Source organism: Gramella sp. KN1008 (genome assembly GCF_004332155.1).
GTDB lineage: Bacteria > Bacteroidota > Bacteroidia > Flavobacteriales > Flavobacteriaceae > Christiangramia.
The window spans coordinates 416,273-443,196 of the sequence record NZ_SJDV01000004.1 but is presented as its reverse complement, the minus strand read 5'-3'; the positions used below and the strand labels follow the sequence as shown (position 1 = coordinate 443,196).

General features: G+C 41.6%; 21 protein-coding genes. 10 read left to right on the top strand and 11 right to left on the bottom strand.

The annotated features are described in order from the left end of the window. Positions 1–5 precede the first annotated feature (5 nt). The 5 genes from EZJ28_RS10165 to EZJ28_RS10145 form a co-directional block, all read right to left on the bottom strand. Positions 6–1,703, bottom strand: coding sequence for an efflux RND transporter periplasmic adaptor subunit (locus tag EZJ28_RS10165; RefSeq protein WP_131397461.1), 1,698 nt, complete (start codon positions 1,701–1,703; stop codon positions 6–8). An 8-nt stretch (positions 1,704–1,711) separates the two neighbouring features. Continuing rightward, positions 1,712–2,998: a TolC family protein gene (locus EZJ28_RS10160; RefSeq protein WP_131397459.1), complete on the bottom strand. Its 1,287-nt coding sequence runs from the start codon at positions 2,996–2,998 to the stop codon at positions 1,712–1,714. A gap of 4 nt (positions 2,999–3,002) precedes the next feature. Continuing rightward, positions 3,003–3,356, bottom strand: coding sequence for a four helix bundle protein (locus EZJ28_RS10155; RefSeq protein WP_131397457.1), 354 nt, complete (start codon positions 3,354–3,356; stop codon positions 3,003–3,005). An 11-nt stretch (positions 3,357–3,367) separates the two neighbouring features. Next, positions 3,368–7,123 carry an efflux RND transporter permease subunit gene (locus EZJ28_RS10150; RefSeq protein ID WP_131397455.1) on the bottom strand — a complete coding sequence of 1,252 codons (3,756 nt, stop codon included), beginning with the start codon at positions 7,121–7,123 and terminating at the stop codon, positions 3,368–3,370. A gap of 99 nt (positions 7,124–7,222) precedes the next feature. Beyond that, complete coding sequence (locus EZJ28_RS10145) at positions 7,223–7,615, bottom strand: hypothetical protein (protein ID WP_131397453.1); 393 nt, start codon at positions 7,613–7,615, stop codon at positions 7,223–7,225. Positions 7,616–7,846: 231 nt separating this feature from the next. Between EZJ28_RS10145 and EZJ28_RS10140 the strand changes: the two genes are divergently transcribed. Beyond that, positions 7,847–8,794, top strand: coding sequence for an NmrA/HSCARG family protein (locus EZJ28_RS10140; RefSeq protein ID WP_131397451.1), 948 nt, complete (start codon positions 7,847–7,849; stop codon positions 8,792–8,794). A gap of 6 nt (positions 8,795–8,800) precedes the next feature. Here EZJ28_RS10140 and EZJ28_RS10135 read toward each other — a convergent pair whose 3' ends face one another. Both EZJ28_RS10135 and xrtF read right to left on the bottom strand, forming a co-directional pair. Further along, complete coding sequence (locus EZJ28_RS10135) at positions 8,801–9,253, bottom strand: exosortase F system-associated protein (protein WP_131397449.1); 453 nt, start codon at positions 9,251–9,253, stop codon at positions 8,801–8,803. Further along, positions 9,238–9,783: an exosortase family protein XrtF gene (gene xrtF / locus EZJ28_RS10130; RefSeq protein WP_131397447.1), complete on the bottom strand. Its 546-nt coding sequence runs from the start codon at positions 9,781–9,783 to the stop codon at positions 9,238–9,240. Before xrtF ends, EZJ28_RS10135 begins: the two co-directional genes overlap by 16 nt. A gap of 88 nt (positions 9,784–9,871) precedes the next feature. Here xrtF and EZJ28_RS10125 point away from each other — a divergent pair, with 88 nt between their 5' ends. Next, positions 9,872–10,327: a GAF domain-containing protein gene (locus tag EZJ28_RS10125; protein ID WP_131397445.1), complete on the top strand. Its 456-nt coding sequence runs from the start codon at positions 9,872–9,874 to the stop codon at positions 10,325–10,327. Between the two features lie 346 nt (positions 10,328–10,673). Here the strand turns inward: EZJ28_RS10125 and EZJ28_RS10120 are convergent, their stop codons facing one another. The 3 genes from EZJ28_RS10120 to EZJ28_RS10110 all read right to left on the bottom strand — a co-directional run bounded on the left by EZJ28_RS10120 (position 10,674) and on the right by EZJ28_RS10110 (position 16,234). Beyond that, positions 10,674–13,658, bottom strand: coding sequence for a DNA polymerase III subunit alpha (locus tag EZJ28_RS10120; protein WP_242670100.1), 2,985 nt, complete (start codon positions 13,656–13,658; stop codon positions 10,674–10,676). Next, positions 13,655–14,878 carry a DNA polymerase IV gene (gene dinB, locus EZJ28_RS10115; RefSeq protein WP_131397443.1) on the bottom strand — a complete coding sequence of 408 codons (1,224 nt, stop codon included), beginning with the start codon at positions 14,876–14,878 and terminating at the stop codon, positions 13,655–13,657. Before dinB ends, EZJ28_RS10120 begins: the two co-directional genes overlap by 4 nt. Positions 14,879–14,977: 99 nt before the next feature. Continuing rightward, positions 14,978–16,234: an ABC transporter permease gene (locus EZJ28_RS10110; RefSeq protein ID WP_131397441.1), complete on the bottom strand. Its 1,257-nt coding sequence runs from the start codon at positions 16,232–16,234 to the stop codon at positions 14,978–14,980. A 145-nt stretch (positions 16,235–16,379) separates the two neighbouring features. On the opposite strand from EZJ28_RS10110, the gene purH reads away from it, so the two are divergent. Genes purH through rodA form a run of 6 tightly spaced genes read left to right on the top strand, consistent with a single transcriptional unit; the run spans position 16,380 to position 23,427 of the window. Beyond that, positions 16,380–17,912, top strand: a complete 1,533-nt coding sequence (gene purH / locus EZJ28_RS10105; RefSeq protein ID WP_131397439.1) for a bifunctional phosphoribosylaminoimidazolecarboxamide formyltransferase/IMP cyclohydrolase — start codon at positions 16,380–16,382, stop codon at positions 17,910–17,912. 41 nt (positions 17,913–17,953) lie between these two features. Next, positions 17,954–18,982, top strand: coding sequence for a rod shape-determining protein (locus EZJ28_RS10100; protein ID WP_072553762.1), 1,029 nt, complete (start codon positions 17,954–17,956; stop codon positions 18,980–18,982). Positions 18,983–18,996: 14 nt separating this feature from the next. Further along, the gene (gene mreC, locus EZJ28_RS10095; RefSeq protein ID WP_131397437.1) at positions 18,997–19,818 is read left to right on the top strand and encodes a rod shape-determining protein MreC; all 822 of its coding nucleotides are present in this window, start codon (positions 18,997–18,999) and stop codon (positions 19,816–19,818) included. Then, positions 19,808–20,314, top strand: a complete 507-nt coding sequence (locus tag EZJ28_RS10090) for a rod shape-determining protein MreD (RefSeq protein ID WP_131397435.1) — start codon at positions 19,808–19,810, stop codon at positions 20,312–20,314. The genes mreC and EZJ28_RS10090 overlap by 11 nt, the downstream gene beginning before the upstream one ends. Then, positions 20,311–22,179, top strand: coding sequence for a penicillin-binding protein 2 (gene mrdA / locus EZJ28_RS10085; RefSeq protein ID WP_131397433.1), 1,869 nt, complete (start codon positions 20,311–20,313; stop codon positions 22,177–22,179). Before EZJ28_RS10090 ends, mrdA begins: the two co-directional genes overlap by 4 nt. Beyond that, positions 22,180–23,427 carry a rod shape-determining protein RodA gene (rodA, locus tag EZJ28_RS10080; RefSeq protein WP_131397431.1) on the top strand — a complete coding sequence of 416 codons (1,248 nt, stop codon included), beginning with the start codon at positions 22,180–22,182 and terminating at the stop codon, positions 23,425–23,427. Positions 23,428–23,566: 139 nt separating this feature from the next. On the opposite strand, the gene EZJ28_RS10075 is transcribed toward rodA, so the two are convergent. Then, positions 23,567–25,717 carry a carboxy terminal-processing peptidase gene (locus tag EZJ28_RS10075; RefSeq protein ID WP_165499060.1) on the bottom strand — a complete coding sequence of 717 codons (2,151 nt, stop codon included), beginning with the start codon at positions 25,715–25,717 and terminating at the stop codon, positions 23,567–23,569. Between the two features lie 149 nt (positions 25,718–25,866). On the opposite strand from EZJ28_RS10075, the gene surE reads away from it, so the two are divergent. Further along, positions 25,867–26,649 (top strand): 5'/3'-nucleotidase SurE, encoded by a 783-nt coding sequence (surE, locus tag EZJ28_RS10070; RefSeq protein WP_131397427.1) that lies wholly within the window; start codon positions 25,867–25,869, stop codon positions 26,647–26,649. Next, positions 26,642–26,923, top strand: coding sequence for a hypothetical protein (locus tag EZJ28_RS10065; protein WP_131397425.1), 282 nt, complete (start codon positions 26,642–26,644; stop codon positions 26,921–26,923). Before surE ends, EZJ28_RS10065 begins: the two co-directional genes overlap by 8 nt. Position 26,924 lies beyond the last annotated feature (1 nt).

Genomic DNA, 26,924 nt, shown 5'->3' with positions numbered 1-26,924 from the left:
TTTTGTTATTTAAGGGTTTTTGAAACTTCTCCACAAGTGAGCATAGCTTCTCCATAGTATGGGTTTCTCACTTCTGAAGAAAGGCTTAGCCAGTCGGCTCCCTTATTGGAATCAGCCATGGGGCAATGCTGTATATGGATTTCTTTCCCCAGGCTATCAATATTCGCGGTAAGGGCGATCATATTTTCTGACAGGATCACAAAGTGTGCTCTTTGGTTTTCCAGATTCTCATTGTTAGAGATCGCCTCCAGCATTTCTTCCACTTTCTTAAAATGAGCGGCTGCCATTCCCTGAAGCTTAGCTTCAGGTACAGTTTTTAAAGAAGCCTTCGCAGCATTCATAGCCTGAGTAGGATTAGAATTCACAAGGGCATCCTTAAGTTCAAAGTATTTATCCAGTGTTTTCACAAATTTCTTCTGAAAATCTTCCGGAAGCTCCATTTTCATATTCATGGCCTGCTTCTGCTGGCTTTCAGGATTGTTCATCATGGATCTTTTTCCCTGAAGCTGGGCCGCAGCATCCACGGTAAAGGTTCCGTTAGTCACCACTTCATCTCCATCACTCAAGCCTTCCAGCACTTCATAACTATTATCAAGTGCATCTCCCAGCTTCACTTCCTTCATCTGGAAGACCGGCTCATCAGGATTGGACTTTACATACACCAGTGATCGGGTACCGGTCCATAACACTGCTGATCTGGGGATCAGAATAGATCCTTCCTGAACACCTTCAGGTCTTTCGAGCTCCGCCTGTACGAACATGCCCGGTTTAAGCATATCATCGGTATTTTTAAGCTCCACCCTTACTTTTACCGTTCTGGAACTTTCATCCAGCAATGGATCGATAAAGGAAATTTTTCCGCTGAATTCCTTATCGGGGTATGCATTAGCTGTAATTTTCATTTCCTGTCCTACATTCAGATTCGATATCTGGGACTCATAGGCGTCAAAAATGGCCCACACCGTGTTAAGGTTAGCTATCTTATAAAGTGGCTGACCCTGTTTAACATAATCACCTTCCTGAACCAGTTTTTCAGTAACCGTTCCGGAAACCGTGGCATAAACCGGAAGGTTTTCCCTAACCTCTCCCGAAGCCTCAATCTTATCGATCTGGGCATCGTTTAGTTTCCAGTATTTCAGCTTATTCCTCACCGCCTTATAAAGAGCGGGCTGTGATTCCTTGAGCCTCGCGGCTGTAAGCAGTTCCTGTTGCGCCGCAACCAGATCTGGGGAATAGATGGTGGCTAGCACCTGCCCCCTGTTCACCTTTTCTCCGGTGTAGGTCACATACAGCTTTTCTATCCTACCACCCACATGGCTGGATTGTACCGCATTGGCCTCTTCATTCTCTTTTATTTTTCCTGAAAGACTGATCTTGCCCGGGGTTGCATCTGCATTTCCCACAACCGTAGTCTGAATATTGGCCAGGCTCATGGCATTTTCGGTCATTTTGAATTCATCGGCAGTCAAACCTTCTGCACCGGCTTCAGCTGGAATAAGTTCCATCCCACAAATTGGACAGTCCCCGGGTTCGGGTTGCATGATCTGCGGATGCATGGAACAGGTCCACATTTGTACTTCCTCTTCGGAATGCTCATGAGTATCGGAAACTTGTGAACTTTCTTCTGAATTGCTATTAAAGATCAGATACCCCAGCAACAATCCTGCGAGCATCACAATTATATAGGTTATATATTTTTTCATTTTTAAATTTATTTATCTGTACCTAAAAAATATTCTATCATAGCCGTTTCCTGATAATATTCAACAACAGCATCAATAAGGTTCATCTGGATCTTTAACTGAAGTTCCTGTATATCAAGTACATCATCAAAATCCAGCCTCCCGGTTTCATAGGTCTTAATAAGAATTTCCTCTGCATTTCTCGCCTGCTCAAGGTTATCTAACTGAACCTTCCAGCTTACTATTGCAGAGGACCGGGCGTTCATAGCTGCTTCAAGACGACTTTGTAGCTGATTGAGCTTATCTTCCCTTTTTTGAGCAACTTCCTGTTGTCTTATTTCATTCTGCCGGGTTACCGAACGGTATTTATTACTGAAGATCGGGATCGACACAGAAACCATTGGCATAAGAATATCCTTGCCGTTATCTGACATTTCCATATCGGTTCTTTTGGCCACATTCACATAATCAAGACCAAGTCCCAGTTTAGGAAGCGCTTCTTTTTGATTTAAAGCTTCGGCCTGCAGTATGCTTTCAGAAAGACCGTCGAATTTTAGTATCTCAGGGTTCACTTCAATATTTCCCGAAACCGCTATCGTATCTGCCGCATCTATAGCCAAAGTATCCGGCAAGGCTACCTGCAGGGTAACTTCACGGTTAAGGACCTTATTGAATTCAACTTTCTTCGAGTTGTATTTAAAACCAAGGATCTCTTGCTGTTCTTTTAATTCGTTTTGCCTCATTTTCAGCCTAAGCACCTCAATAGCTGAAGCATTTCCTGCTTCTACTGAATTAAGAGCCAGCTGATGATAGAGTTCCAGCAGATCGATATTCTCCTGAAGTACCTCTTGTTTTTCCTGAAGGGCATAAAGCTGGTAATAATTCTGACTCACGGCAAGAGCGATCTTTCTCCTCGCAATATCGGCTTCTATATCTTCTACATTTACCATGGCTCCCGCGGCTTTCTCTCTGGCATCAATAGTTCCAAACCAGGGCAGCATCTGCCTTACGGAAAATCTCGCTGTTTGCGGACCGGTTCTGGTTTCAGGCTCACTCACAAAGATACCTGCACTCAATTCGGTATCGGGTAGCGAGTTCACCTCCTCTACCTTCTCCCTGGCAATATCTACCCGGGAATTATAAGCACGGAGCTCCGGATTATTATTCTGGGCCTCGTTGATATAACTCTCCAATTGTTGTGCACTTATTGAGTGAAAAGTGAAAAGTGAAAAACTAAAAGCTATCCATAGGGGAAGCTTCTTACGATTTCGCTTATACCGGGCAGACCTAATATTTAATCTTTTACCTGTTTTCATTTTCTTAAATTTTAGACTTTGCGGTTTTTACGGAACTTACCAACATAGCAATCAATTCCTTGCAGGCATTCTTAAGATTGCCGTGAAGCGATAAGTCTATATATTCGGAATCTTTTAGTAAATCCAACCAGTAAATGGTCTCATTTGCTTCCTTTAAAGCAATGCTCATTTTATGAACAAAATCCTTTTTGCTTTCAGCAAATTCGGCTTCACGAATTAAGGCACCTATAGCCGTCCCACTTCTCAAAATTTGTTTACTGATTACAAACTCCTTTTCCTCTTTAACGATTATTTTATAACCCTGAATAACCAAAAGGGCAAACGAATAACTTTTCTCTTTTAAAATACTTTCAGCCATAATTGAAAATTTTAATTGCTCCCTTTTAGTTTTTCACTTTTCACTTTCAACTTACTTTCCTTTCTCCAGCTGAACAACACCGGCACCACGAACAGAGTAATAAGAGCTATAAGCATTCCTCCAAAACTAGGGATAGCCATAGGTATCATAATATCACTTCCTCTTCCGGTAGAAGTAAGTATGGGCAATAAAGCCAGGATAGTCGTTGCCGTAGTCATCAAACATGGACGAATCCTTTTTTCACCTGCTTCCACGACCGAAGCCCTGATCTCTGCTCTATCCTCCGGATCATTCCTGTCGAATGTCTGGGTTAAATAGGTAGCCATTACCACTCCGTCATCGGTAGCAATTCCGAATAAGGCTATAAAACCTACCCATACCGCCACACTCAGGTTGATATTTTTCATCTGAAAGAGATCTCTTAGGTTTTCTCCAAAGAAATTGAAATTCAGGAACCAGTCCTGTCCATAAGCCCACATCATCATAAAACCGCCACCAAAAGCAACAGCTATTCCGGCAAATACCATTAATGAAGTGGAAACCGACTTAAACTGGAAATAAAGGATCAGAAAAATGATGAGCAGCGAAAGCGGCACTACAAAAGATAATGTCTTTTCAGCTCTGATCTGGTTCTCATAAGTACCGGTGAATTTATAGCTGATCCCACCAGGCATTTCCAGCTCTCCGCTGTCGATTTTATCCTGAATAAGTTTTTGGGCGTTTTCAACCACCTCCACTTCGGCATAGCCGTCCTGTTTATCAAACAACACATAGCCCACCAGAAAGGTGTCTTCACTTTTAATGACCTGTGGTCCCTGCTCATATCTAATATCCACCAATTCTTCAAGGGGTACAGGATTTCCTTTTTCAACAGGAATGTAAATATTCTTAAGGTCCTGAGGAGTATTACGGAGCTCACGCGGATACCTCACTCTTATACCATAGCGCTCGCGGCCTTCAACCGTCTGACTAAGACTCATTCCTCCTACAGCAACTTCAAGTACCTGTTGTACATCATCTATACTTATTCCATAACGGGCGAGTCTTTCTCTCTTTATATCCACAAGCAGGTATGGCTTACCTACGATTCTGTCTGCAAATACCGCTTCATCCTTAACTCCTTCGGCTTCTTTCAGAATATCTTCCAGTTTCATCCCGAAAGCTTCTATCTGTTTCAGATCCTGGCCTTTAACTTTAATCCCCATAGGTGCACGCATCCCGGTTTGAAGCATCACCAAACGGGTTTCGATCGGTTGAAGTTTAGGCGCCGAAGTCACCCCGGGCAATTTTGTTGCCTTTACAATCTCATTCCAGATATCATCGGGCGATTTTATATCAGGTCGCCAGTTTCTGAAATATTCTCCATCCTCATCGGGGATCAGATCCTGTCTTTTAAGTAATAAAGGATTTTTAACCAGGGAGTCGGCATAATTTGCTTCATTTTCAACCTCCAGGTTGGGGTTAGCAGCAAGTTTCCCGTTCTTCAACACAAAGAAATTGTCTTCATTCACCCTGTACCGCTGCTGTTTTCCCCTCTCATTCTGCATATATTCAGGTTTATACTGAATTACATTCTCATACATGGAGAGAGGTGCGGGATCCAGGGCCGATTCAGTACGTCCGGATTTTCCGACCACGGTTTCAATTTCAGGAATATTGGCTACCGCCATATCGAGCTGCTGCAATACCCTCTTATTCTCTTCAACACCTGAATGAGGTAGCGATGTTGGCATTAAAAGAAAGGAACCTTCATTCAGGGAAGGCATAAATTCCTTTCCTGTATTCTGCATAATCACACCCCCCATGATCACAATAGCTAAAGGTATTGAAAGGAAAAGTAATTTGTTATCCAGGGCCCACTTCAGGATCTGTACATAGTATTTTCTGAAAAGCCAGAAGAAAGCCAGAAGGCCAAAACTTATAAATCCAACAAATAACAAGTTCCAGAAAATATTCTTATCCAGTCCCAGTGGTCGCCAGTACTGAGCAAGCAGAAAGACAATCACCAGAGCTGAGATGACTACATTGATTTTGTTGGTGAAGGTTTTATCTATACGACCTCTGCTCTCCAGTATTCCTCCAATTCCGAAGGCGATAAGAGCCAGACCAAGCAGAATACTAAAGAACAAACCAACGATCCCAAGTAAAATCAGGAAACCATAAATAAACGGTACCAATTTGTCTTTGACCTTATCCCTTTGGAAAATAAATGCGGCAAAAGGCGGGATAAGGAATAAAGCCACAAGTACAGCAGATACAAGTGCCATGGTCTTGGTAAAGGCCAGCGGCCGGAATAGTTTTCCTTCAGCTCCTACCATAGTGAATACCGGCAGAAAACTTATAATAGTGGTGAGAACCGCAGTAAGGATTGCTCCTGAAACCTCAGAAGTTGCATTATATACTATCTGGTTGATGGATAATTTTTCAGTCTGTTCATTGTTATGTCTTATGATATTCTCAGTGAGGATAACTCCTAGGTCTACCATGGTTCCAATCGCTATCGCTATACCCGAAAGAGCTACAATATTGGCAGGAACGCCAAAGAATTTCATGGAAATGAAAACCATGAGTACGGCTACTGGTAGTAATCCGGAGATCAGAAGGGAAGCCCTAAGGTTGAATACCATTACCACAATTACAAGAATGGTGATGAGGATCTCCAGAATAAGCGCCTCATTTAGAGTTCCCAGGGTTTCCTCAATGAGTTCTGTCCTGTCATAGAAAGGAACAATGGTCACCTGAGAAGTTCTGCCATCTTTCAATTCCTTGGAAGGCAGGCCACTGCTTATTTCATTGATCTTGTCCTTTACATTATTGATCACTTCCATAGGATTGGCGCCATAACGGGCCACCACTACTCCACCAACAACTTCAGCACCTTCCTTATCCAGAATTCCACGGCGTTCAGCCGGTCCCAGAGATACATTGGCTACATCTTTCACTCTTAATGAAGTATAATCTTCAGAAGCTACAACGGCATTTTCAATATCCTCTACTGATTTCACATAGCCAAGACCTCTTACAAGATATTCTGCTCTGTTGATCTCCAGGGTTTGAGCTCCTATTTCCCTGTTACTTTCCTTAACGGCCTTTACGATCTCACTTAAAGAAATATCATACTGCCGCATAAATTCGGGATTCACATCTATCTGGTATTCCTGTACATACCCACCTATTGAAGCTACCTCAGAAACTCCGCTGGCTCCGGAAAGAGCATATTTCACATAATAATCCTGGATGCTCCTCAATTCCTGAAGGTCCCATCCACCCGTCACATTCCCATCCTTATCACGGCCTTCCAGGGTATACCAGAAAATTTGCCCGAGTCCGGTTGCATCCGGTCCCAAAGAAGGATTTACCCCTTCTGGCAACAACCCGGCGGGTAGTGAATTTAACTTTTCAAGAATCCGGCTTCGGCTCCAGTAGAATTCAACATCCTCTTCGAAGATCACATAGATACTCGAAAAACCGAACATAGATGAACTTCTGATAGTCTTTACCCCTGGTACACCAAGCAGGGAAGTAGTAAGAGGATACGTGATCTGATCTTCAATATCCTGGGGTGATCTTCCCGGCCACTTGGTGAAGACGATCTGTTGATTCTCTCCAAGATCGGGAATGGCATCCACGGCCACCGGATCATTCGGAGCAAATCCAATATCCCAGTTGAAAGGAGCAGTAGTGACTCCCCAGCCAATAATCACGGTAAGTAATATTACCGCAACAAGTTTGTTTTCTATTAAAAATTTGATGCTTTTATTCAACATATAAGAGATGATTAAACATTAATTAGAATTAAAAAAAATCAATGCACTGACTTCCCTAAAAACTTTCAGTTTAAAGGATAAATCCAATAATGTTTAATATCAAATGAGGAATACCTGGTCTACGAGCTGAATGTCCCGGACCAGTATAGGAGGAGAATAATCCTTAAAAGGAATGACCTGTTTTGGTAAGCTTTCAAAAAGTTCAAAATAGGTATAAGTGAAAGTTGTGATGAAAACCTGCTGATGAAAATCGAAAGAATCAAATGAGATCTTTAATTCATCCTGCCCTTCCACCGAAACTTTTTCATTAGTACAACAATGATCTTCGGCCGAAGCACTCATCTGCATTCCGCAGGTCTCTGCTTTAGAGAACACTGCTTTATCCACTAAATGCTCCCCGCAATAATGTTTATCCACTGTAAAGGACATGGTAGACAGCATTACAAGGAAAGCCATCATTAGTGAAGCGATATGTCTTAAAGCCTTCTTCATCGGCTACAAAAATACATTTTTTTTCAATATCAGCATTTTAGAGTCTATAAACCCCAAATCTTCCAACAAATCTATCCCGAAAATCTGAATCCCTATTTCAACTTTTGGGAAAAATATTTCAAAAAACAATCCCGATTTTTATTTTCTAAAGCCAGGGAAATTTGACACTTGAAATTAAACTTAATATATGTAACTTTATGTGTATCAAAAACTTAAAAGAATTTATTAGAAATGGAAAACGATAAGATTATTGCAGTAGTAGGGGCTACCGGTGCCCAGGGAGGCGGACTCGTTCGTGCAATTCTGAACGACCCAAAAGGCGGCTTTAAAGTGAGAGCCATCACCAGGAATCCATCTTCAGATAAAGCGCAAAAGCTTAAAGATATGGGAGCTGAAGTAGTGAAAGCAGATATCGATGATAAACAAAGTGTGATCAAAGCCTTTGAAGGAGCTTATGGAGCATATTGTATGACCAACTTCTGGGAGCACCTCTCTCCTGAAAAGGAAATGCAGCAGGCCAAGAACATGGCTGAGGCTGGAAAAGAAGCTGGTCTACAACATATAATGTGGTCTACCCTTGAAGATACCAGAAAATGGATCCCACTAGATGATGATCGTATGCCAACACTAATGGAAAAATACAAAGTTCCTCATTTTGATGCGAAAGGTGAAGCCGACGAATATTTTGTAGAAAGTAAGGTTCCATACACACTTCTTTTTACTTCTTTCTATTGGGATAATTTTATCATCTTCGGAATAGGCCCCAAAGAAGGTGAAGACGGCGAACTCGCAATCACTTTCCCTATGAACAATAAGCAACTTCCGGGAATAGCGGCAGAAGATATCGGGAAATGTGCTTACGCCATTTTTAAGGCAGGGGACACCTATAAAAATAAAATAGTTGCTATTGCGGGAGAGCATCTTACCTGCAAGGAAATGGCAGATATCTTTTCTGAAGTATATGGTAAAAAGGTGAAATGCAATGCTGTTGAACCGGATGTATACCGGAGTTTTGACTTTCCCGGAGCTGAAGAATTCGGAAATATGTTTCAATTCAAGGCAGAAGAGGAGGAATATTTTTGCACCATACGGGATATAAATGCCACACGTAAACTAAACCCTGAGTTACTTAACTTCAGGCAGTGGCTGGAAAAGAACAAGGACAAATTAGAAGTGTAATCGTTATCAGGACCCTCTGTAGTTCATTAAACGATAATAATAGAATGCAGGGAGAAGAATGATCAAAAATAGTGGATGTATAAGAAATCTGCGCACATAAAATAAGGCCAGATAGTGTTCCCTTTCAATATTCAACACAAGAAATATAAATACTATAGTGGCCAGGACATACAGGACCGCGTAAAGGAGCACTGAAAACTTGAGAATGCCCAGATCTCTGAAGCATATGTAAATTATAGCCAGAGAAATGATAGAGTTCAAAGCATATCTCAGGCTAAGGTTGATCATTAGTTTTGCCATATCCATAGGCGGAATGATCCCGAGCAGGTAATCTGACTTAAAAAAAACTATTAGCGGATCATAAAAGAGATCCTGCTCAAAAAATCTTATTGCCGCTAGCAAAAGGGTTAAAATGCCTATTTCTACTATCCGGTATCTTCTCTTTACCCTTTTTTCCATACCGAATAGATTTTAACCCAGATTAGCCATAAAATAAATACAGTACCATAAATGGCGAGAGGAAAGAACACCGAATGCATAAAACCTGAATACTGGGGGTATTCATAGATACTAACAGCGAGGATCACAATCCTGATTATATTTGCCACGTAAATGATCACCGATCCGGCGAAGATGTACATAAAAGTGCTTAAAGGCCGCCCGAAGAAAGCCAGTACGAAAGATATGAAGAGAATTATGATACTTGCCGAATTACAGCCTTCCACAATTCCGGCCAGGAAAATATCTTCCACCATTAGTTTCATGGATAAACCCGTATAATGCATTACCACTTCAGTCTCATATCCCAGACTCTCCATTAGGGTTCCACTTTGTCTGGCCACAAGTTGGGTTAAGGGATCCGGAACGGGCTGTTCTGTATCATACAGGATGAGATAGCCGTTATACAGGCTTGAAAAAAGAAAATAGCTGCCCAGAAAAATAAAAATGAATCGCAGAACGAGGCGGTATTTACGAAATAAACTGAGCAAATTACAGTATGGTTTTTAACAAATTTATAGAAATGAAAGACGCGCTTTACACTTTAAATTGAATACTTTTGCACTAAAGATTGTTAATATGGCATTTCACAAACTCAGACCCCAGATAGAAGAGATATTAGAAAACAGCAAAAAGTCGGTCGATGACAGGCTTTCTGAAGTCTGTGAATTGTTACAAACCAGTGTTCCTTATTATGATTGGGTTGGATTCTATTTCCAGAATGGGGATAAGGAAGAACTTAAATTAAGATCGTATGCAGGTGAGCCAACAGATCATGAAATCATTCCTTTTGGAAAAGGAATTTGCGGGCAGGTTGCTGTCTCCAATAAGAATTTTGTGGTACCCGATGTAAAGGCTCAGAACAATTATATAGCCTGCAGTATCCATGTAAAAGCCGAGATCGTTGTTCCGCTTTTTTTAAATGGCAGGAATGTAGGTCAGATAGATATAGACAGCCATACAGAGGACCCTTTCTCGCATGAAGACGAGATATTTCTGGAGTGGGTCAATAAAAAAGTAGCAGAGATATTATAAGGATCTTATCAATTATAAAATCATAAAACCCTCTTTTCCAAGAGGGTTTTATTTTTATGGATTTTATTCCTGCCGCCTGATCACAACAGAATTGTTAGAATTATAAACAAAAGGGTAAAGAACCCTAGTAGTTGTACAATAGAACTCAAATAATCTTTTTCAATTTCATTTCCCATTTTGATCCCTGTTTGAAACAAATATAACGAAGCTAAATTCTGATTTTTAAGCTTTTAACTAACTTTAGAACTTTTTAAAATAAATTAAGTAAACATATGTAGGAAGGTGTATAAATTTTAACACGAACTTTCATTTTGTCGATATATAGGGGTCGTAAATCCCATAGCTATCAGGCCATTTTCACCTTAAAAGAATTATCAACCAGTCTCGGATCCTGAGCAGTCTCCTGCCTTTCAATACTGCTCAGCCTTATGGAAACATAATCAAAACTACAGACAACCGTACCCCTGCAAAAATAAATACCCTTTCCTCTTATAGGATACTTTTCAGAGGTATCTGGAAATTGAACGGTATCAAAGATCCCGCCTTCTTCATCATAAAAGGTTCCAAAACGCATGATCTTATTATTCACCGTTCCCGCGGTTCGCGAAGTGATAAGATTTCCATAAATCTCTATCTCCTGTCCTATATACTTTTTCAGGTCTTTTGCCTTTACACCTTCCTTCATCGAATATTTTAACAGATCAAACTGACTGCACAAGGGAAAACCCAGAAGTTCTATCTGATCATAAGCCTCTACCAGCCGGGAAATCTCAAATTGAGGCAGATCAAAGTCCCGGTATTTTGGCTTGAACAATAATGGCTGTTGTATGGGGGATTTATTTTTATTCAGTTTAAAATGAGCTTTCCAGAGCAGGTGATATTTATCAAATCCAGTAAACCTGAACGCATTTATCTTTAACAGAATAGTAAGCTGCTCTATAGAAATGGAAAGCCGGTCCAGAAAATCCTCAAAACTCCTGAATTCCCCAAAGAACTGCCTGTTTTCAAGGACCTGTTTTATCACTTTATTTTCGAGATCTTTAATATATCCAAACCCCAGGTATACGTGATTCCCATAGATCACATTCGGATGATCGCTTTTGTTGATACAGGGAGCATGTATCTTCCCTCCCCATCTTCTTATCTCGTGAATATAGGTTTCAGTATTATAAAAGCCTCCGCCGTTGTTAAGAGCGGCTACCATGAATTCCAGTGGAAAATAACGTTTAAGATAAAGACTCTGATAGCTTTCTACCGCATAAGAAGCTGAATGCCCCTTGGGAAAGGCATAACCGGCAAAAGAAGATATCTGCTCCCAGATCTCTTCAGCAAGCTGTGAAGAATATCCTTTTTCTCTGCAGTTATCATAATAAGTCTGCTCCACTCTTTCAAGATCAGCTTTTGCCACTTTCTTACCACTCATTCCCCGTCTTAGAACATCAGCATCTTCAAAATTGAATCCGGCAAATTCATGAGCTACCTTCATCACATCTTCCTGATAGACCATTACGCCATACGTCTCTTTCATAATTTTCGCCATCACCGGGTGAGCCTGTTTTCGTCTTTCCGGATCACGATGACGTTTGATGAATTCCTCCTTCATTCCGGCACTGGAGACTCCCGGCCTTATCACTGAGCTTGCCGCTACCAGGTTCATGTAGTTATCGGTTTTTAGTTTTGTAAGTAGTCCGCGCATGGCCGGAGATTCCACATAAAAAACTCCCATGCAATCCCCTTCTTTCAGTAGCTCATTGATATTTGGGTCACGTGTAAAAGTTTTAAAGTCCTCAATATCTTTCAGCTCTGCTTCCGGCTGATTGTTTTTAATGATCTCTATGGCATCGGTGATCTTTGAAAGGCCGCGCTGGGCAAGAATATCGAATTTATGTATTCCCACATCCTCGCTGATGTTCATATCTATCTGAACCGTTTCAAAACCTTTAGGAGGCAGAAAGGTTCCGCAGTAATTATACACAGAGTCATTGAGGATGAGTATTCCACCCGAGTGTACACTGAGATAATTGGGAAAACCTTCGATAAGTTTACTATACCTCAACACCAGTTTCTCCAGGTGGTCAAGTTCCTGGTAATTAAAATAGCCATCTGAAAGCTTATCGATATTCTCTTTAGGAAGCCCGAAGACCTTCCCAAGTTCGCGTGCCACCGCTTTTCTTTTAAAGGTCACATAAGTCCCCATCAGAGCCGTATTCTTATACCTTTCAAAAATATAACGGGTGATATCCTCCCGGTCCCGCCATGAAAAATCGATATCAAAATCGGGCGGAGAAGCACGACTCTCGTTGATAAAGCGCTCAAAGTACAGATCCAGCTCAATGGGATCTACATTGGTGATCCCGATGATATAGGCCACAATGGAATTCGCTCCGCTCCCCCTTCCTACAAAAGGATAATTCATGGAACGGGCATAGCTAACAATATCATAATTGATAAGAAAATAAGAGACGAATTTCAGCTTAATGATGGAAGTCAACTCTTTCTCTACCCTGTCTTTCACCTTCTGACTGGCTTCAGGGTAACGCCTGTATAAATTCTTATCACAGAGCTCTCTTAACCGCCTGATATCTTCTGCTTCGCTATCTCCATATACCTGTAAATTGCGATTCTCATCCCTGCCAAACTCAAATTTCACCTCACATTCAGAAACCAGGTGCTTGGTATTTTCCAGGATATATGGGAAATCCTCAAATTCATTCAGAATAGTGTCAACTGAAATGAACCGATGTGAAATTGAGCCCTGCTCCGTTTCCGGAAGTTTACTTAAAAGCTCGTTATTATCTATTGCTCTCAGTAAACGGTGTGCATTGTAATCCCTTTTAGTTTCAAAGCTCACTGTTTGAAACAATACCAGCTTTTCCTTATAAGCTTTATATTTTGAAAATTTCAGCTTTCGTAGATTCCCTATGGAAATCCCTATAAATTCATTGTTCTTAAATTCTGATTTATTCCATTTAACTACTTTTTCAAAAGGATAGATAATGATACAGTCAGGCAAAACAGCTGCTTCCGGTTCAAACTTTTTCTGAACGTGGATATGAGTGGAAAGGTGTTCATTCAGCTGCCTGAAACCCTCATTATTTTTAGCAATCCCAACATATTGCTGATCTACCCCGTTCCTGAAATCTATTCCTATAAGAGGCTGAAAATTGCTTTTTTCAGCCATTTTTAGAAAACTCAGACAGGCCGAAGTGTTATTGATATCTGTCACTGCCAGAACTTCTACTTTATTTTTTTCAGCCAGCTCACATAAGCGCTCTACAGGAAAATTTCCGTAGCGCAATGAATACCAGGTATGACAGTTCAAATAGATCATTGTTTGCGATGTGCTAATACGATTGGGGGCTGACCATCGAAAGGATTTCCCATGCGACCGATGGTCTTCACCTCCATCCCCACGGCCCTCTTCACGCTATGCTCTCCAAAGCGCTGCCTGATCTTATCCAGTGAATTGTATAGGCTCAGGATCTCTTCAGAATCTTCAAAAAGGTTTATCTGGTAATGCCCCGCAACCAGCCCGCTGAAACGGACTCCGATAAGGCGGATCAACAGACGCCTGGTATATAGTTTTTCGAACAGCTCTTCTACCGTGGGAATAAGGATATGGTCGGCACTGGTGTAAGAGATCTTTACCTGCTTGCTCTGGGTCTGAAAATCGGAATACCGGATCTTCACAGTGACCACAGAGGCCAGTTTATTACCTTTTCTGAGCTGGTAGGCAAGACTCTCGGCCATCGCAACCAGGGTAGCGTGTAGCCTCACCATGTCTATGGTATCCCTGTTAAAGGTACGCTCGGTAGAAATTGATTTTCGTTCATGGAAAGGAACAATAGGCGGATCATCAATGCCATGGGCTCGTTTCCAGATCACCCGGCCATTCTTCCCAAGTACGCTTTCCAGCATTTCCACCGGCATTTCCTGGATGGTCTTTATCTTTCTAACCCCAAGATTCACCAGCGCCTGAAAGGTTTTGCTACCTATCATCGGGATCTTATTCACTTCCAGCGGAGCCAGAAATCCTCTTTCTTCCCCTGCTTCTATATATTTTTCGGCATTGGGTTTGGCTTCACCGGTAGCGATCTTGGAGACTATCTTATTTTGGGAAAGACCAAAGGAAATGGGGAGGCCGCTTTCTCTTATAATGGTTTCCCGCAATTCATGGGCAAATTTCTTTACCCCGAAAAAACGATCCATTCCCGTAAGATCGGCATAAAACTCATCTACACTCGCCTTTTCAAAGGTAGGCACCTGACTCTTGATGATTTCGGTCACCACTTCAGAATGACGTATATAAACCGAGGCATCTCCCCTGATATAGGTAGCATGCGGACAAAGTCTTTTCGCTACCTTCATCGCCATACCTGAATGCACACCAAATTTCCGGGTCTCATAGCTGCATGCCGCAACCACCCCACGATCACCCAAACCTCCTACTATAAGAGGCCTGCCCTTGAGCCGTGAATCTTTCAGGCGTTCTACGGAAACAAAAAAAGTATCTAAATCGAGATGTAATATAGACTTAGTTTTATTCTTCATTTTGGATTATTTCCATTTTATAGGATATTTTCCAAATTTATAAAATCACCAGATTATTTTCAGAAATTGAATGTTAAAAATTGAGAGAAGAAAGGTTTTCTACATCCCGGTTCTGATGGCTTCCACAGGATCCAACCGGGCAGCGGAAATGGCAGGGATAATTCCGGAGATAAGACCAATAACGGCCGAAACCAGGGTTCCTAAGAAAATGTTGAACGGCGAGAGCACAAATTCAAAATCACCCGTGAATTGCGAAGCGATGATAGAAACCAGCCAGACAATGAAAAGCCCCACAAGTCCACCAATCACCGAAAGTATAACAGCCTCAAAAAGGAACTGAGAAAGAATGAACTTATTTTTTGCTCCCAGAGATTTTTGGATTCCTATAAGACTGGTACGTTCCTTTACGCTCACAAACATGATATTCGCGATCCCGAATCCTCCTACCAACAGAGAAAATCCACTAATCACAATTCCAATGATATTAAGCTGACCGGTAATATTGTCTATAAAATCTGCAAAACCCTGCAGCTGATTAACAAAGAAAGTATTTACCTCTCCAGGCTTAATGCCTCGCATGGTTCTTAACTGCTGCTCCAGCATCGCGATAAACTCATCATTATCCACACCCTCTTCAGGCTTCAGCACTATCTGAGGAAAAACAGTACCTTTTTTGGTCCCATATACCCTTCGTGCGAAATTCGCCGGGACAAATACCTGACTATCTCTGGAATTTCCAAACAAAGATTGTCCCTGTTTCTTAAGAACACCAATCACAGTGGCCCTGCGGCCAAAAACGCGTATTTCCTTACCTATAGGATCGGTTTCTCCAAAAAGATTTCCCGCTACTTCATGACCAAGCACGATAACTCCTGCTCCAGCCACTGCTTCGGGTTCATTAAAGAATCTTCCTTTTTCAAATTCAAAGGCTTCAATATCATAATACTCATGGGTTACCGCACCCACATCAACTCCCGCACTTGTCACCTCACGATATTTCAGGGAAGTGCCGCCGGGAACCCCAAGCGCAAAACTAATCGCCTCCAGGTCTGGAAGATTTTTCTTTAATTGCTGATATTCTTCGTAGGTCACATCCGGAAACTGTTCCCTCTTCCACCGAGGAATATCCGAAGGTCCAAAATTGAACCTCATTACGATCACCGTACTGTTATCCAGGGCACTCAGACTGCCTGTAATGTCCTTTTTAAGGGAATCAACCGCTGCAAGCACCGCGATAATGGAAAATATACCAATGGTAACACCAAGAAGGGAAAGAAACGTCCGTAGCCGGTTATTCCTGAGCGCGCCAAGCGCAAAATTGAAACTTTCCTTAAGTACGCGCAGATAAATTAACATTGGAAAAACAGCTGGTTTTAGAATAATTTAAAGATAGGACGTATGTTCTGAAAATTCGTTACAAACTTTCCCGATAATTCGCCAGATTCACTTTCCCATTTTTAGTTGAATTGGTTACTTTTGCAGCTTTAACAAACACAACACAATGAGCGAATTAAAACAAGCAAAATCTGCTTTAATTTCAGTTTTTAGTAAAGACGGGCTGGAGCCCATAGTAAAAAGACTTGACGAACTGGGTGTAACCATCTATTCTACAGGAGGCACCGAAAAATTCATTAAAGATCTCGGGATCAATGTTATTCCTGTTGAAGATATTACCTCTTATCCTTCAATTTTAGGTGGAAGGGTAAAGACCCTTCACCCAAAAGTTTTTGGAGGGATTCTTAACCGTCAGGAGAATGAAAGCGATGTAAAAGAACTGGAACAGTATGAAATTCCGCAGATAGATATTGTGATTGTAGACCTATATCCGTTTGAAAAAACCGTTGCTTCGGGAGCCTCAGAACAGGATATCATCGAAAAAATAGATATCGGGGGAATTTCATTAATTCGTGCAGCTGCGAAGAACTTCAAGGATGTTACCTGTGTTTCTTCGGTAGACGACTACGAAGAATTTTTGAATTTGCTGAATGAGAAAAACGGAGAGACCAGTTTGGCAGATCGCAAAAAATTCGCTACAAAGGCCTTCAATATTTCTTCTCACTATGATTCGGCCATCTTCAATTATTTCAATCAGGAAAGAGAAGTAAACTCATTCAAGCAAAGTGAGCTGCAAGGAAAAGAACTGAGATACGGAGAGAACCCGCATCAAAAAGGAACTTTCTATGGGGATTTTGAGGCGATGTTTGACAAACTGCATGGAAAAGAACTTTCATATAACAACCTTCTGGATGTTGATGCAGCGGTTAATTTGATGAACGAATTCAAAGGAGAAGCCCCTACATTCGCTATTTTAAAACACAACAATGCCTGTGGTCTTGCACAACGTAATACTATTCACCAGGCATACGTAGATGCCCTGGCCGGGGATCCGGTTTCCGCATTCGGTGGAATTCTAATAAGCAATGTGGAAATCGACGCCAAAACTGCTGAAGAAATCCACAAACTTTTCTGTGAAGTGGTGATCGCTCCATCATTTTCTGCAGAGGCCCTGGAAATTCTTAAAGGCAAAAAGAACAGGATCCTGCTTGTTTTAAAAGATATCGAGCTTCCAAAAGATCAGGTAAGAACCTGTCTCAATGGAGTTTTGGTTCAGGATAAAGATCTTAAAACAGATGCCCCGGCAGATCTGAAACTGGCCACCCACAATAAAGCTACCGATGAGGAGTTATCTGACATGATATTTGCATCAAAGATCTGCAAACACACAAAATCCAATACCATCGTTTTAGCGAAGAACAAACAGCTATGTGCCAGCGGAACAGGACAGACCTCAAGAGTGGATGCCCTGAAACAAAGTATCGAGAAAGCTCACTCCTTCAATTTTGACCTTAATGGGGCAGTAATGGCGAGTGATGCGTTTTTCCCATTCCCAGATTGCGTGGAGATCGCAGGGAATGCCGGCATTACAGCTGTAATTCAGCCCGGCGGATCGATAAAAGATCAGCTAAGCATAGATTATTGCAATGAAAATAATATCGCAATGGTGATGACAGGAACCCGCCATTTTAAACATTAATTTTAGTACATTTACCCAAACCTCAATACTTATAACACACTATGGGATTTTTTGACTTTCTCATTGAAGAAATTGCGATAGACTTAGGTACAGCTAACACCCTGATAATTCATAACGATAAAGTTGTTGTAGACAGCCCTTCGATAGTAGCCCGTGACAGAACTTCGGGTAAGATCACTGCCGTGGGTAAAGAAGCAGCAATGATGCAGGGTAAGACTCATGAGAACATCAAAACCATTCGCCCGTTAAAAGATGGTGTAATTGCCGATTTTGATGCGAGTGAGAAGATGCTCACCATGTTCATCAAAGAGATTCCGGCACTTAAGAAAAAGCTTTTCACGCCAGCACTTAGAATGGTGATTTGTATTCCATCCGGTATTACCGAGGTGGAGATGAGGGCCGTAAAAGAAAGTGCCGAAAGAGTGAATGGAAAAGAGGTTTATCTTATTCATGAACCTATGGCTGCTGCGATTGGTATTGGGGTAGATATCATGCAGCCAAAAGGGAACATGATCGTGGATATAGGAGGTGGTACCACCGAGATCGCGGTTATAGCACTTGGAGGTATCGTGTGTGACAAATCGGTAAAGATAGCCGGGGATGTATTCACTAATGATATAGTGTACTACATGCGTACGCAGCATAACCTTTATGTAGGAGAGCGTACAGCAGAGAAGATAAAGATCCAGATAGGCGCGGCGACTGAAGATCTTGAAGTTCCGCCAGAAGAGATGAGCGTCCAGGGTAGAGATCTGTTAACGGGTAAACCAAAGCAGGTGAACATCTCTTACCGCGAGATCGCCAAAGCTCTGGATAAATCGATTCTAAGGATCGAGGATGCCGTAATGGAAACCCTCTCTCAAACTCCGCCGGAACTCGCAGCAGATATCTATAATACCGGTATCTATCTTGCAGGTGGTGGATCGATGTTACGAGGACTGGACAAACGTTTATCTCAAAAGACCGATCTGCCGGTCTATATTGCTGAAGACCCATTACGTGCGGTGGTACGCGGGACAGGTATAACCCTAAAAACACTTAACCGTTATAAAGGAATTTTGATCAAGTAGGAGAAGTTTAGTTTATGCAGCAGATTTTTAACTTTCTTATAAAGAATAAGAATTCAATTCTATTCTTGTTTCTGCTTGCCGTATCCCTTTTCCTTACCATTCAGAATCACGCCTTTCATAAAAGCAGGTTTATAAGTTCAGCGAATGTTGTCACAGGAGGCATCTATTCATGGTCAAACAGCATCAATACTTATTTACATCTGGACGAATATAATGAGAGGCTGCTGGAGGAGAATAATAAACTCCGGAACATCATTTCAAATATCAACGACAGTATCTCGGTGGAAAAGCAACTGGACAGCACCTCGTTTGAAGGTGATTACCTGTTCAGAACAGCCCGCGTGATAAACAACAATTTCGCGAAACCCAACAACTATCTCACACTAAACCGGGGAGAGAAATCAGGGATCCAGCCGGAGTATGGTGTGATCACCAGTCAGGGGATCGTTGGGATCGTTGACAGGGTGAATAAGAATTATTCCAGGGTAATTTCAATCCTGAACAGCAACTCGAGGATAAATGCCCAGCTAAAAAACACGAATCATTTTGGTAGTCTCGTGTGGAATGGTGAGAACCCCAACATCGTCCAACTAATTGACGTTCCAAGACAGGCTCCTCTTCAAAAGGGAGATACAATAATCACCGGAGGTCGCTCGTTGATCTTCCCAAAAGGTTTACCCATTGGTAAGATAAACGATTTTACACTGGACCAGACACAGAGTTATTACACGATTAATATCGAATTATTCAACGATATGACCAACATAGGCTATGTGTACGTGATTGAGAATGTAAATAAGGAAGAAATCAAAGCCCTGGAAGAAAGTGAACAGTAGTCTGATATCAAATACACTTAGATTTGTTTTACTGGTACTACTTCAGGTACTGGTACTAAACAACATCAATTTTGCGGGATACATAAACCCCTACCTCTATGTTCTCTTCATCCTTCTTTACCCGTTTACCGGAAATCAAAGTCTGTTCCTCTTCCTTTCGTTCCTGCTTGGTATAAGCATCGACATTTTTGAGGATAGTGGTGGAATAAATGCCGCGGCATGTCTTGTTGCAGCTTTTGTAAGACCTAATCTCCTGAGATTTTCATTCGGAATAAGTTATGACCATCAAAACATCCGGCTTTCGGCAACTCCATTCGGAGCTAAACTGAGCTACGTTTTTTTAATGGTTCTTATACATCATTTTGTACTATTTTCCTTGGAAATGTTCAGCTTAAACCATATACTCATCATACTGAAAAAAACGTTTTTTTCAAGTATATTCACAGTGATCGTAATCCTTCTTAGTCTTACACTTTTCACGAGGAAATACAGATGAGAAAAATTCTGCTTTACATAACCATATTAACCACGGGGCTGATATTTATTGGCAGGCTTTTTTATTTACAGGTAGTAGACACCTCGCTTGCCATAAGGTCTCGAGATAATGCGATCAAGGTCATTTACGATTATCCCCAGCGTGGATATATTTACGACAGGAATGGTGAGCTTATGGTCTCCAATCAACCCTCCTATGACGTGATGGTGATTCCCAGGAATCTTAAGCCCTTTGATACTACCGAATTCTGTAATATTCTAAGCATTGAACGTGAAGACCTGGAGAAAAAGCTGGATAAAGCAAGGATATATTCCCCCATGTTACCTTCAGTAGTGATTCCCCAGCTAACAAAAAGCGAATATGCCATCCTCCAGGAGAAAATGAGAAAATATGAGGGATTTTATATTCAGAAGAGATCTTTACGCGATTACCAGGTTGATCATAGCGCGAATGTTCTTGGCTATATAGCCGAAGTGAATCAGAGCAAGGTAAACAGCGATCCGTATTATCTTTCTGGTGACCTTATTGGGCGTGCAGGCGTGGAGGAGTATTATGAAGAATTGCTTCGGGGAGTAAAGGGAGTTAAATACATTCAGAAGGATCGATTTAACCGTGATATAGGCCCTTATAAAGAAGGGATATATGACACCCTGCCAGAAAAAGGTAAGGATATAAGTCTTACCATAGATGCGGCACTCCAGGCGTATGGCACCAAACTCATGGAAAACAAAAGAGGAGGCATCGTTGCACTTGAGCCTGGAAGTGGGGAGATCCTGGCGCTAATTACGGCGCCTACCTATGATCCGGCAAAACTTGTAGGACGTAAGCGCTCCCCTAATTTTACCGAACTATATTACGACACTATTGCCAGACCGCTATACGACCGCGGACTTCTGGCCGAATACCCTCCGGGCTCACCTTTCAAAACCCTGAATGCACTGATAGGTCTTCAGGAAGGAATTGTTGATACTAACGATAAATTCTCCTGTAATCATGGTTATGCCTACGGAAGAGGAAGAAAACTTGGCTGTCATGCCCACAGAAGTCCCCTGGATATGATCCCCGGGATCGCGAATTCCTGTAATGCCTATTTCGCGAATGTATACCGTCGTATTATAGAGAAGTACCCTACTCCACAGGAGGGAATGGATGTATGGCATGATCACCTGGCTAGTTTTGGCCTTGGAAATTATCTAGGTTCGGATCTTACAACTGGAAGACCCGGAAAGATACCTTCTTCTGAATACTACAACCAGATATATAACTATCCTACCTATAAGTGGTATGCTACGGCTACCATTTCTAATGCGATAGGCCAGGGTGAGGTATTGATGACTCCCATGCAACTCGCGAATATGACGGCGGCCATCGGGAATAAAGGATGGTATTACACCCCGCATATCCTTAAAGAAATAGAAGGTAAGCCCATCAAGGATGAAAAGTTCACCAAAAGAAATTATACCAGTATAGATGCAAAACATTTCGACCCGGTGGTTGAGGGCATGCATGAAGTTTATAAAAGCGGAACGGCATCTACCCTACGAATTCCCGGTATTGAGATAGCAGGAAAAACAGGTACAGCGGAAAATTTCGCCAAAATTGACGGCAAACGGGTTCAGTTGACAGACCACTCAATATTCATAGCCTTTGCACCGGTAGAGAATCCAAAGATCGCATTAGCGGTATTTGTGGAAAACGGATACTGGGGAAGTCGCTATGCAGGTAGAATTGCCAGCTTAATGATAGAAAAATATCTTAAAGGGACCATTACAAGGACCGATATGGAAGAATGGATATTAAATCACAGCCTTGAAGACGAATATGCCAAACCACTTAGTGGCGAACCTTTCAAAATTAACCAGTAAATGAGCAGGAGCAGCGCGGGATTTGACTGGATAAGCATTTTTATTTATTTAATTTTAATCTGTTTTGGCTGGGCTAATATATACTCGGCTTCCCTGGGAACAAACACGGGTTCCTATTTTGACCTGGGCCAGCCTTATGGAAAGCAGGCGCTTTTTATCGGTCTCAGTATTTTCCTTATTATTATCATACTTTCTATAGAAGCTAAGTTCTACCAGCGATTTTCAAGTATCATTTACCTTGTTTCCCTGTTATCTCTGGCCGGATTGTTCGTTTTCGGAAAGACGATCTCCGGGGCTACTTCCTGGTATTCCTTTGGCAGTTTCGGAATCCAACCTTCCGAATTTGCCAAATTTGCAACAGCTCTGGCCCTAGCCAAATATTTAAGCGACATACAAACTAATATAAGAAAGCTGAGCCATCAGGTGCAGGCCTTTATCATTATTGCCATCCCGGCGCTACTTATTATACCTCAACCCGACCCCGGTAGTGCCCTGGTCTATGCAGCCTTTTTCTTTCCCCTTTACAGGGAAGGACTGTCCGGTTTTTACCTTGTAACAGGTCTTTCGGCCGTAACCGTATTCATTTTAACCCTTCTGGTTGGCCCTTTCTGGGTAAGCGGGGGTGTTCTGTTAATAGGTCTCTTTTTATTTTTCAGAAAAAGAAAGAAAAGGCCAGGTCGCGTGCTTATTACCCTTTTTACCATTATTTCAATCGGCCTGAGTTTTTCGGTGAATTATATTTTTGAAAATGTATTCGAACAGCGTCACCGTGATCGTTTCAACATTGTTCTGGGTAAGGAAGTGGATTCCCGCGGAATTGGCTACAATACAAATCAAAGTGAGATTGCTATAGGCAGCGGAGGCTGGTTTGGCAAAGGCTGGACCGAAGGTACCCAGACCAAGGGTCATTTTGTACCGGAACAACACACGGATTACATATTCAGCACTGTAGGAGAAGAATGGGGATTTTTAGGGAGTGCAATGGTAGTGATACTCTTTGTTCTACTACTTCTCAGGCTGCTCCAACTGGCCGAAAGACAACGAAACCAGTTTACCAGGGTATATGGTTATTCAGTGATAGGCATATTATTCTTACACTTCCTGGTTAACGTAGGAATGGTGATAGGGATCTTTCCAACGGTTGGTATTCCCCTACCCTTTTTCAGTTACGGTGGATCAGGTTTATGGGGATTTACGATCCTGATCTTCATCTTCATCAAACTGGATTCTGACAGACTCTCTTATTAAGCGCATTTATCAGTCAGCAGAAGAATAGCCGCTATCAATAATATGATTACCGGATAGATATATTTTCTTTTCATCAGTTCAGTTTACACCATAAAAAAACCCGGAACCTTGATCCCGGGTTTTCAATAATATGACAGAATTAATTTTTAACTTTTTTACGCTCCACACCAGCAACTTTATTACGGGTGATATTATTCATTTTCATGTCGGATAGAAGATTAATGGCCTCTTCCATATATACATCCTTACTAAGGCTTTCGTGCCATCTCTGTCTTTTTTCTTTCAGAACGGTATCGTTAACAAAGAGTTCTTCTTCGTAAGGCAGAGAGTTATAGGTCAAATCTGTCTTATAATCTTTGATAGCATCAAATTCCTTAGCCTTTTGTTTTTCCCGTTCAGCCTCCTTAGCATAAACCTCATAATTAAGAGGATAACTGGAGTCTTCACTTTGCTCTTTAACCCATTTAGCATTTTCTTCGATAAGCTTTAACTGCTCATTCTGGCTCATTCTCTTCTTACTAGCTTCAATAGCCTCTTCATAGCCTACGTATCCATCCCAGATATCATAATCGGCAGCATCTATCTTATCCCATGGAAGCGGGTTTTCCTGGTCTTTTTCTCCTATGTCCACAAAGCTGTAACGATCTGGCACCACTACATCACTTTTTACACCTTCAAGCTGGGTTGAGCCTCCGTTAACACGATAGAACTTTTGGGTAGTGATCTTAAGTGCTCCCATATCACCCATATCATTATTTCTCAACCATCGGTTAAGGTCTATTACGTTCTGCACGGTTCCTTTACCATAGGTTTGCTTACTACCTATAACGATCGCTCTTTTATAATCCTGCATGGCAGCAGCAAGAATCTCTGAAGCCGAAGCTGAAAGTTCGTTCACAAGGATTACTAATGGGCCATCCCAAAGCACCTGGGGATCCTCATCCTTTAGAACCTCTTTACGCTGGCCGTTGGATTTTACCTGAACTATAGGGCCTTTTTCTATAAACATCCCCGCGATATCCACCACAGTCTTAAGCGAACCTCCGCCATTATTCCTTAAGTCCAGGACAAGACCTTCCATTCCCTCTTTTTTAAGACGGATGATATCCTGCTGAATGTCTGAAGCCGCGTTACGCTCTTCGTAATTTTCCATATCAAAGTAGAACTTTGGAAGATTGATCACACCAAACTTTCTACCTTCTTTTTCAACCAGGGAAGCTTTGGCATAAGTTTCCTCAATTTCAATTACGTCACGGGTAAGAGTTATTTCCTCGATATTACCCATAACCTTTTTTCGTACGGTAAGGGTGACTTTAGTATCTTTTGGGCCTTTGATAAGGTCTACCGCGTCGTCCAGTCGCATCCCGGCAATACTTACAGCTTCTTTTTCATCTTCCTGCTTTACCTTAAGGATCACATCTCCTTCGCTTATCTGCTCACTTCTCCAGGCCGGACCTCCCGAAATCACTTCGGTAATAGTAATATTATCATTTTCCTTAATGAGACGCGCCCCTATTCCCTCGAGCTTACCAGACATGGCTATATCAAACCTGTCTTTATCCTGAGGAGCAAAATAGAAGGTATGCGGATCAAATTCTTCTACGATGGAATTGATATAAACTGAAAAATAATCTTCCCTTTCAAGATCGTCTGTGAAATCATAATATCTGTCAATATTAGACATAGTGGTCTCGCGCGCCTCTTTCTCAAGCTCGGCATCTGACTTCATTTCATACGAAGAATCCTTTTCCTTCTTTTTTTTCTCGTCCTGTTTGAGATCATAATAGGTGATAAGAGTATTGAATTTCAATTGCTCTTTCCATCTTTTTCTCATTTCTTCTTTTGAAGAAACATATTCCAGATTATCGTAATCTGTATTGATGGTCTCTTCTTCGGTAAAATCAAAAGGCTGGGAAAGAATCTCCTTATACATAGATCTGGCCTCTTCCATCCTTTTGCCCAAACGAGCGTACGCCAGATTAAAAAAGTCTATATTCTTAGCTTTTATCTGGTCGTCTATCTGCTTTTTATACTTGTTGAATTCCTCTACATCTTCGGCATAAAAGAATCTCTTGGAAGGATCAAGGTCCTCCAGAAAATCTTCATATACATTAGCTGAAAAACTGTCGTTTATGTCTTTGGCATCATAATGACCCTGATTAAGTACATAGGTAATAAGGTCTATTAGCAGCTTATCTTTATTAGGGTCATCAAACTTTTTGGTAGTAAAACTACAGGAAGCAACGGCCATAAGAAGAACCACCGCTAAAATCTTAAAATTCCTTTTCATAATTCGCTTTAATTTCGTCATCGTTTGGTTACCATAAGTATAGTAAAAACTGTGCCAATGAGTCGGTTAAACGGCACTAATTTTGTCAAACCACTAATATAAGCTTTCCTTATTTAAATTCTTATTTTAGCGAAACCAAATATTTTTGAATGAATAAATCGAAACCGCTTATCCTGGTTACAAACGATGATGGTATTACTGCACCGGGAATCAGGACACTTGTTGAAGTAATGAAAGAACTCGGAGATGTGATCGTTGTGGCACCAGATAGTCCGCAAAGCGGAATGGGACATGCCATCACAATAAGTGATACGCTTTTTTGTGAACAGGTCACCATCAAGGAAACCTACAAGCATAAAGAATATAGTTGTTCCGGGACGCCGGCCGATTGTGTAAAGATCGCCACGCAGGAGATCCTCCATCGCAAGCCCGACCTGTGTGTAAGCGGGATCAACCACGGATCGAACTCCTCAATAAATGTCATTTATTCAGGTACGATGAGCGCGGCAGTGGAAGCTGGTATAGAAGGTATTCCGGCGATAGGTTTTTCTTTACTTGATTATTCATTGAACGCCGATTTTGAACCCACAAGAAAATATGTAAAGACCATCACCAGGAACGTCCTAAAGAATGGCCTACCAAAAGGAGTGGTTTTAAATGTAAATTTTCCTAAATTAAAAGAATCGGAAATAAAGGGCGTAAAGGTTTGCCGACAGGCAAATGCACACTGGGAAGAAGAATTCGATAAACGAACAAACCCCCAGGGAAGGGAATATTACTGGTTAACCGGAAAATTCGTGAATAAGGATGATGGCGAAGATACCGATGAAAAAGCCCTGGCAGAAGGATATGTTTCGATAGTGCCGGTGCAATTTGACCTTACGGCCCATCATTTTATTAAAGATCTAAGCAGCTGGTCTCTTAATGATTAAACAGGATCTATTTACAGGCTTCTTAACAGGTATCGCCGCAAATATAGCGGGGGTTCTGCTGTATGTTAGTTTGCTTTCTGAAGCCGGGCTGGACGCAACCCTCCAGGACGCAGTCGCAAATGGCTACCTTGGAAAGATAATTGCCCTGGGTGCCATTCTGAACTTTCTGCCATTTTTCGTTTTTTTAAAAAAGAAACAGAACTATCACGCCCGTGGAGTCTTACTGGCAACCGTAATCGTTGCGGTGGCAGTAGCAATCTATAAATTCCTGTAGA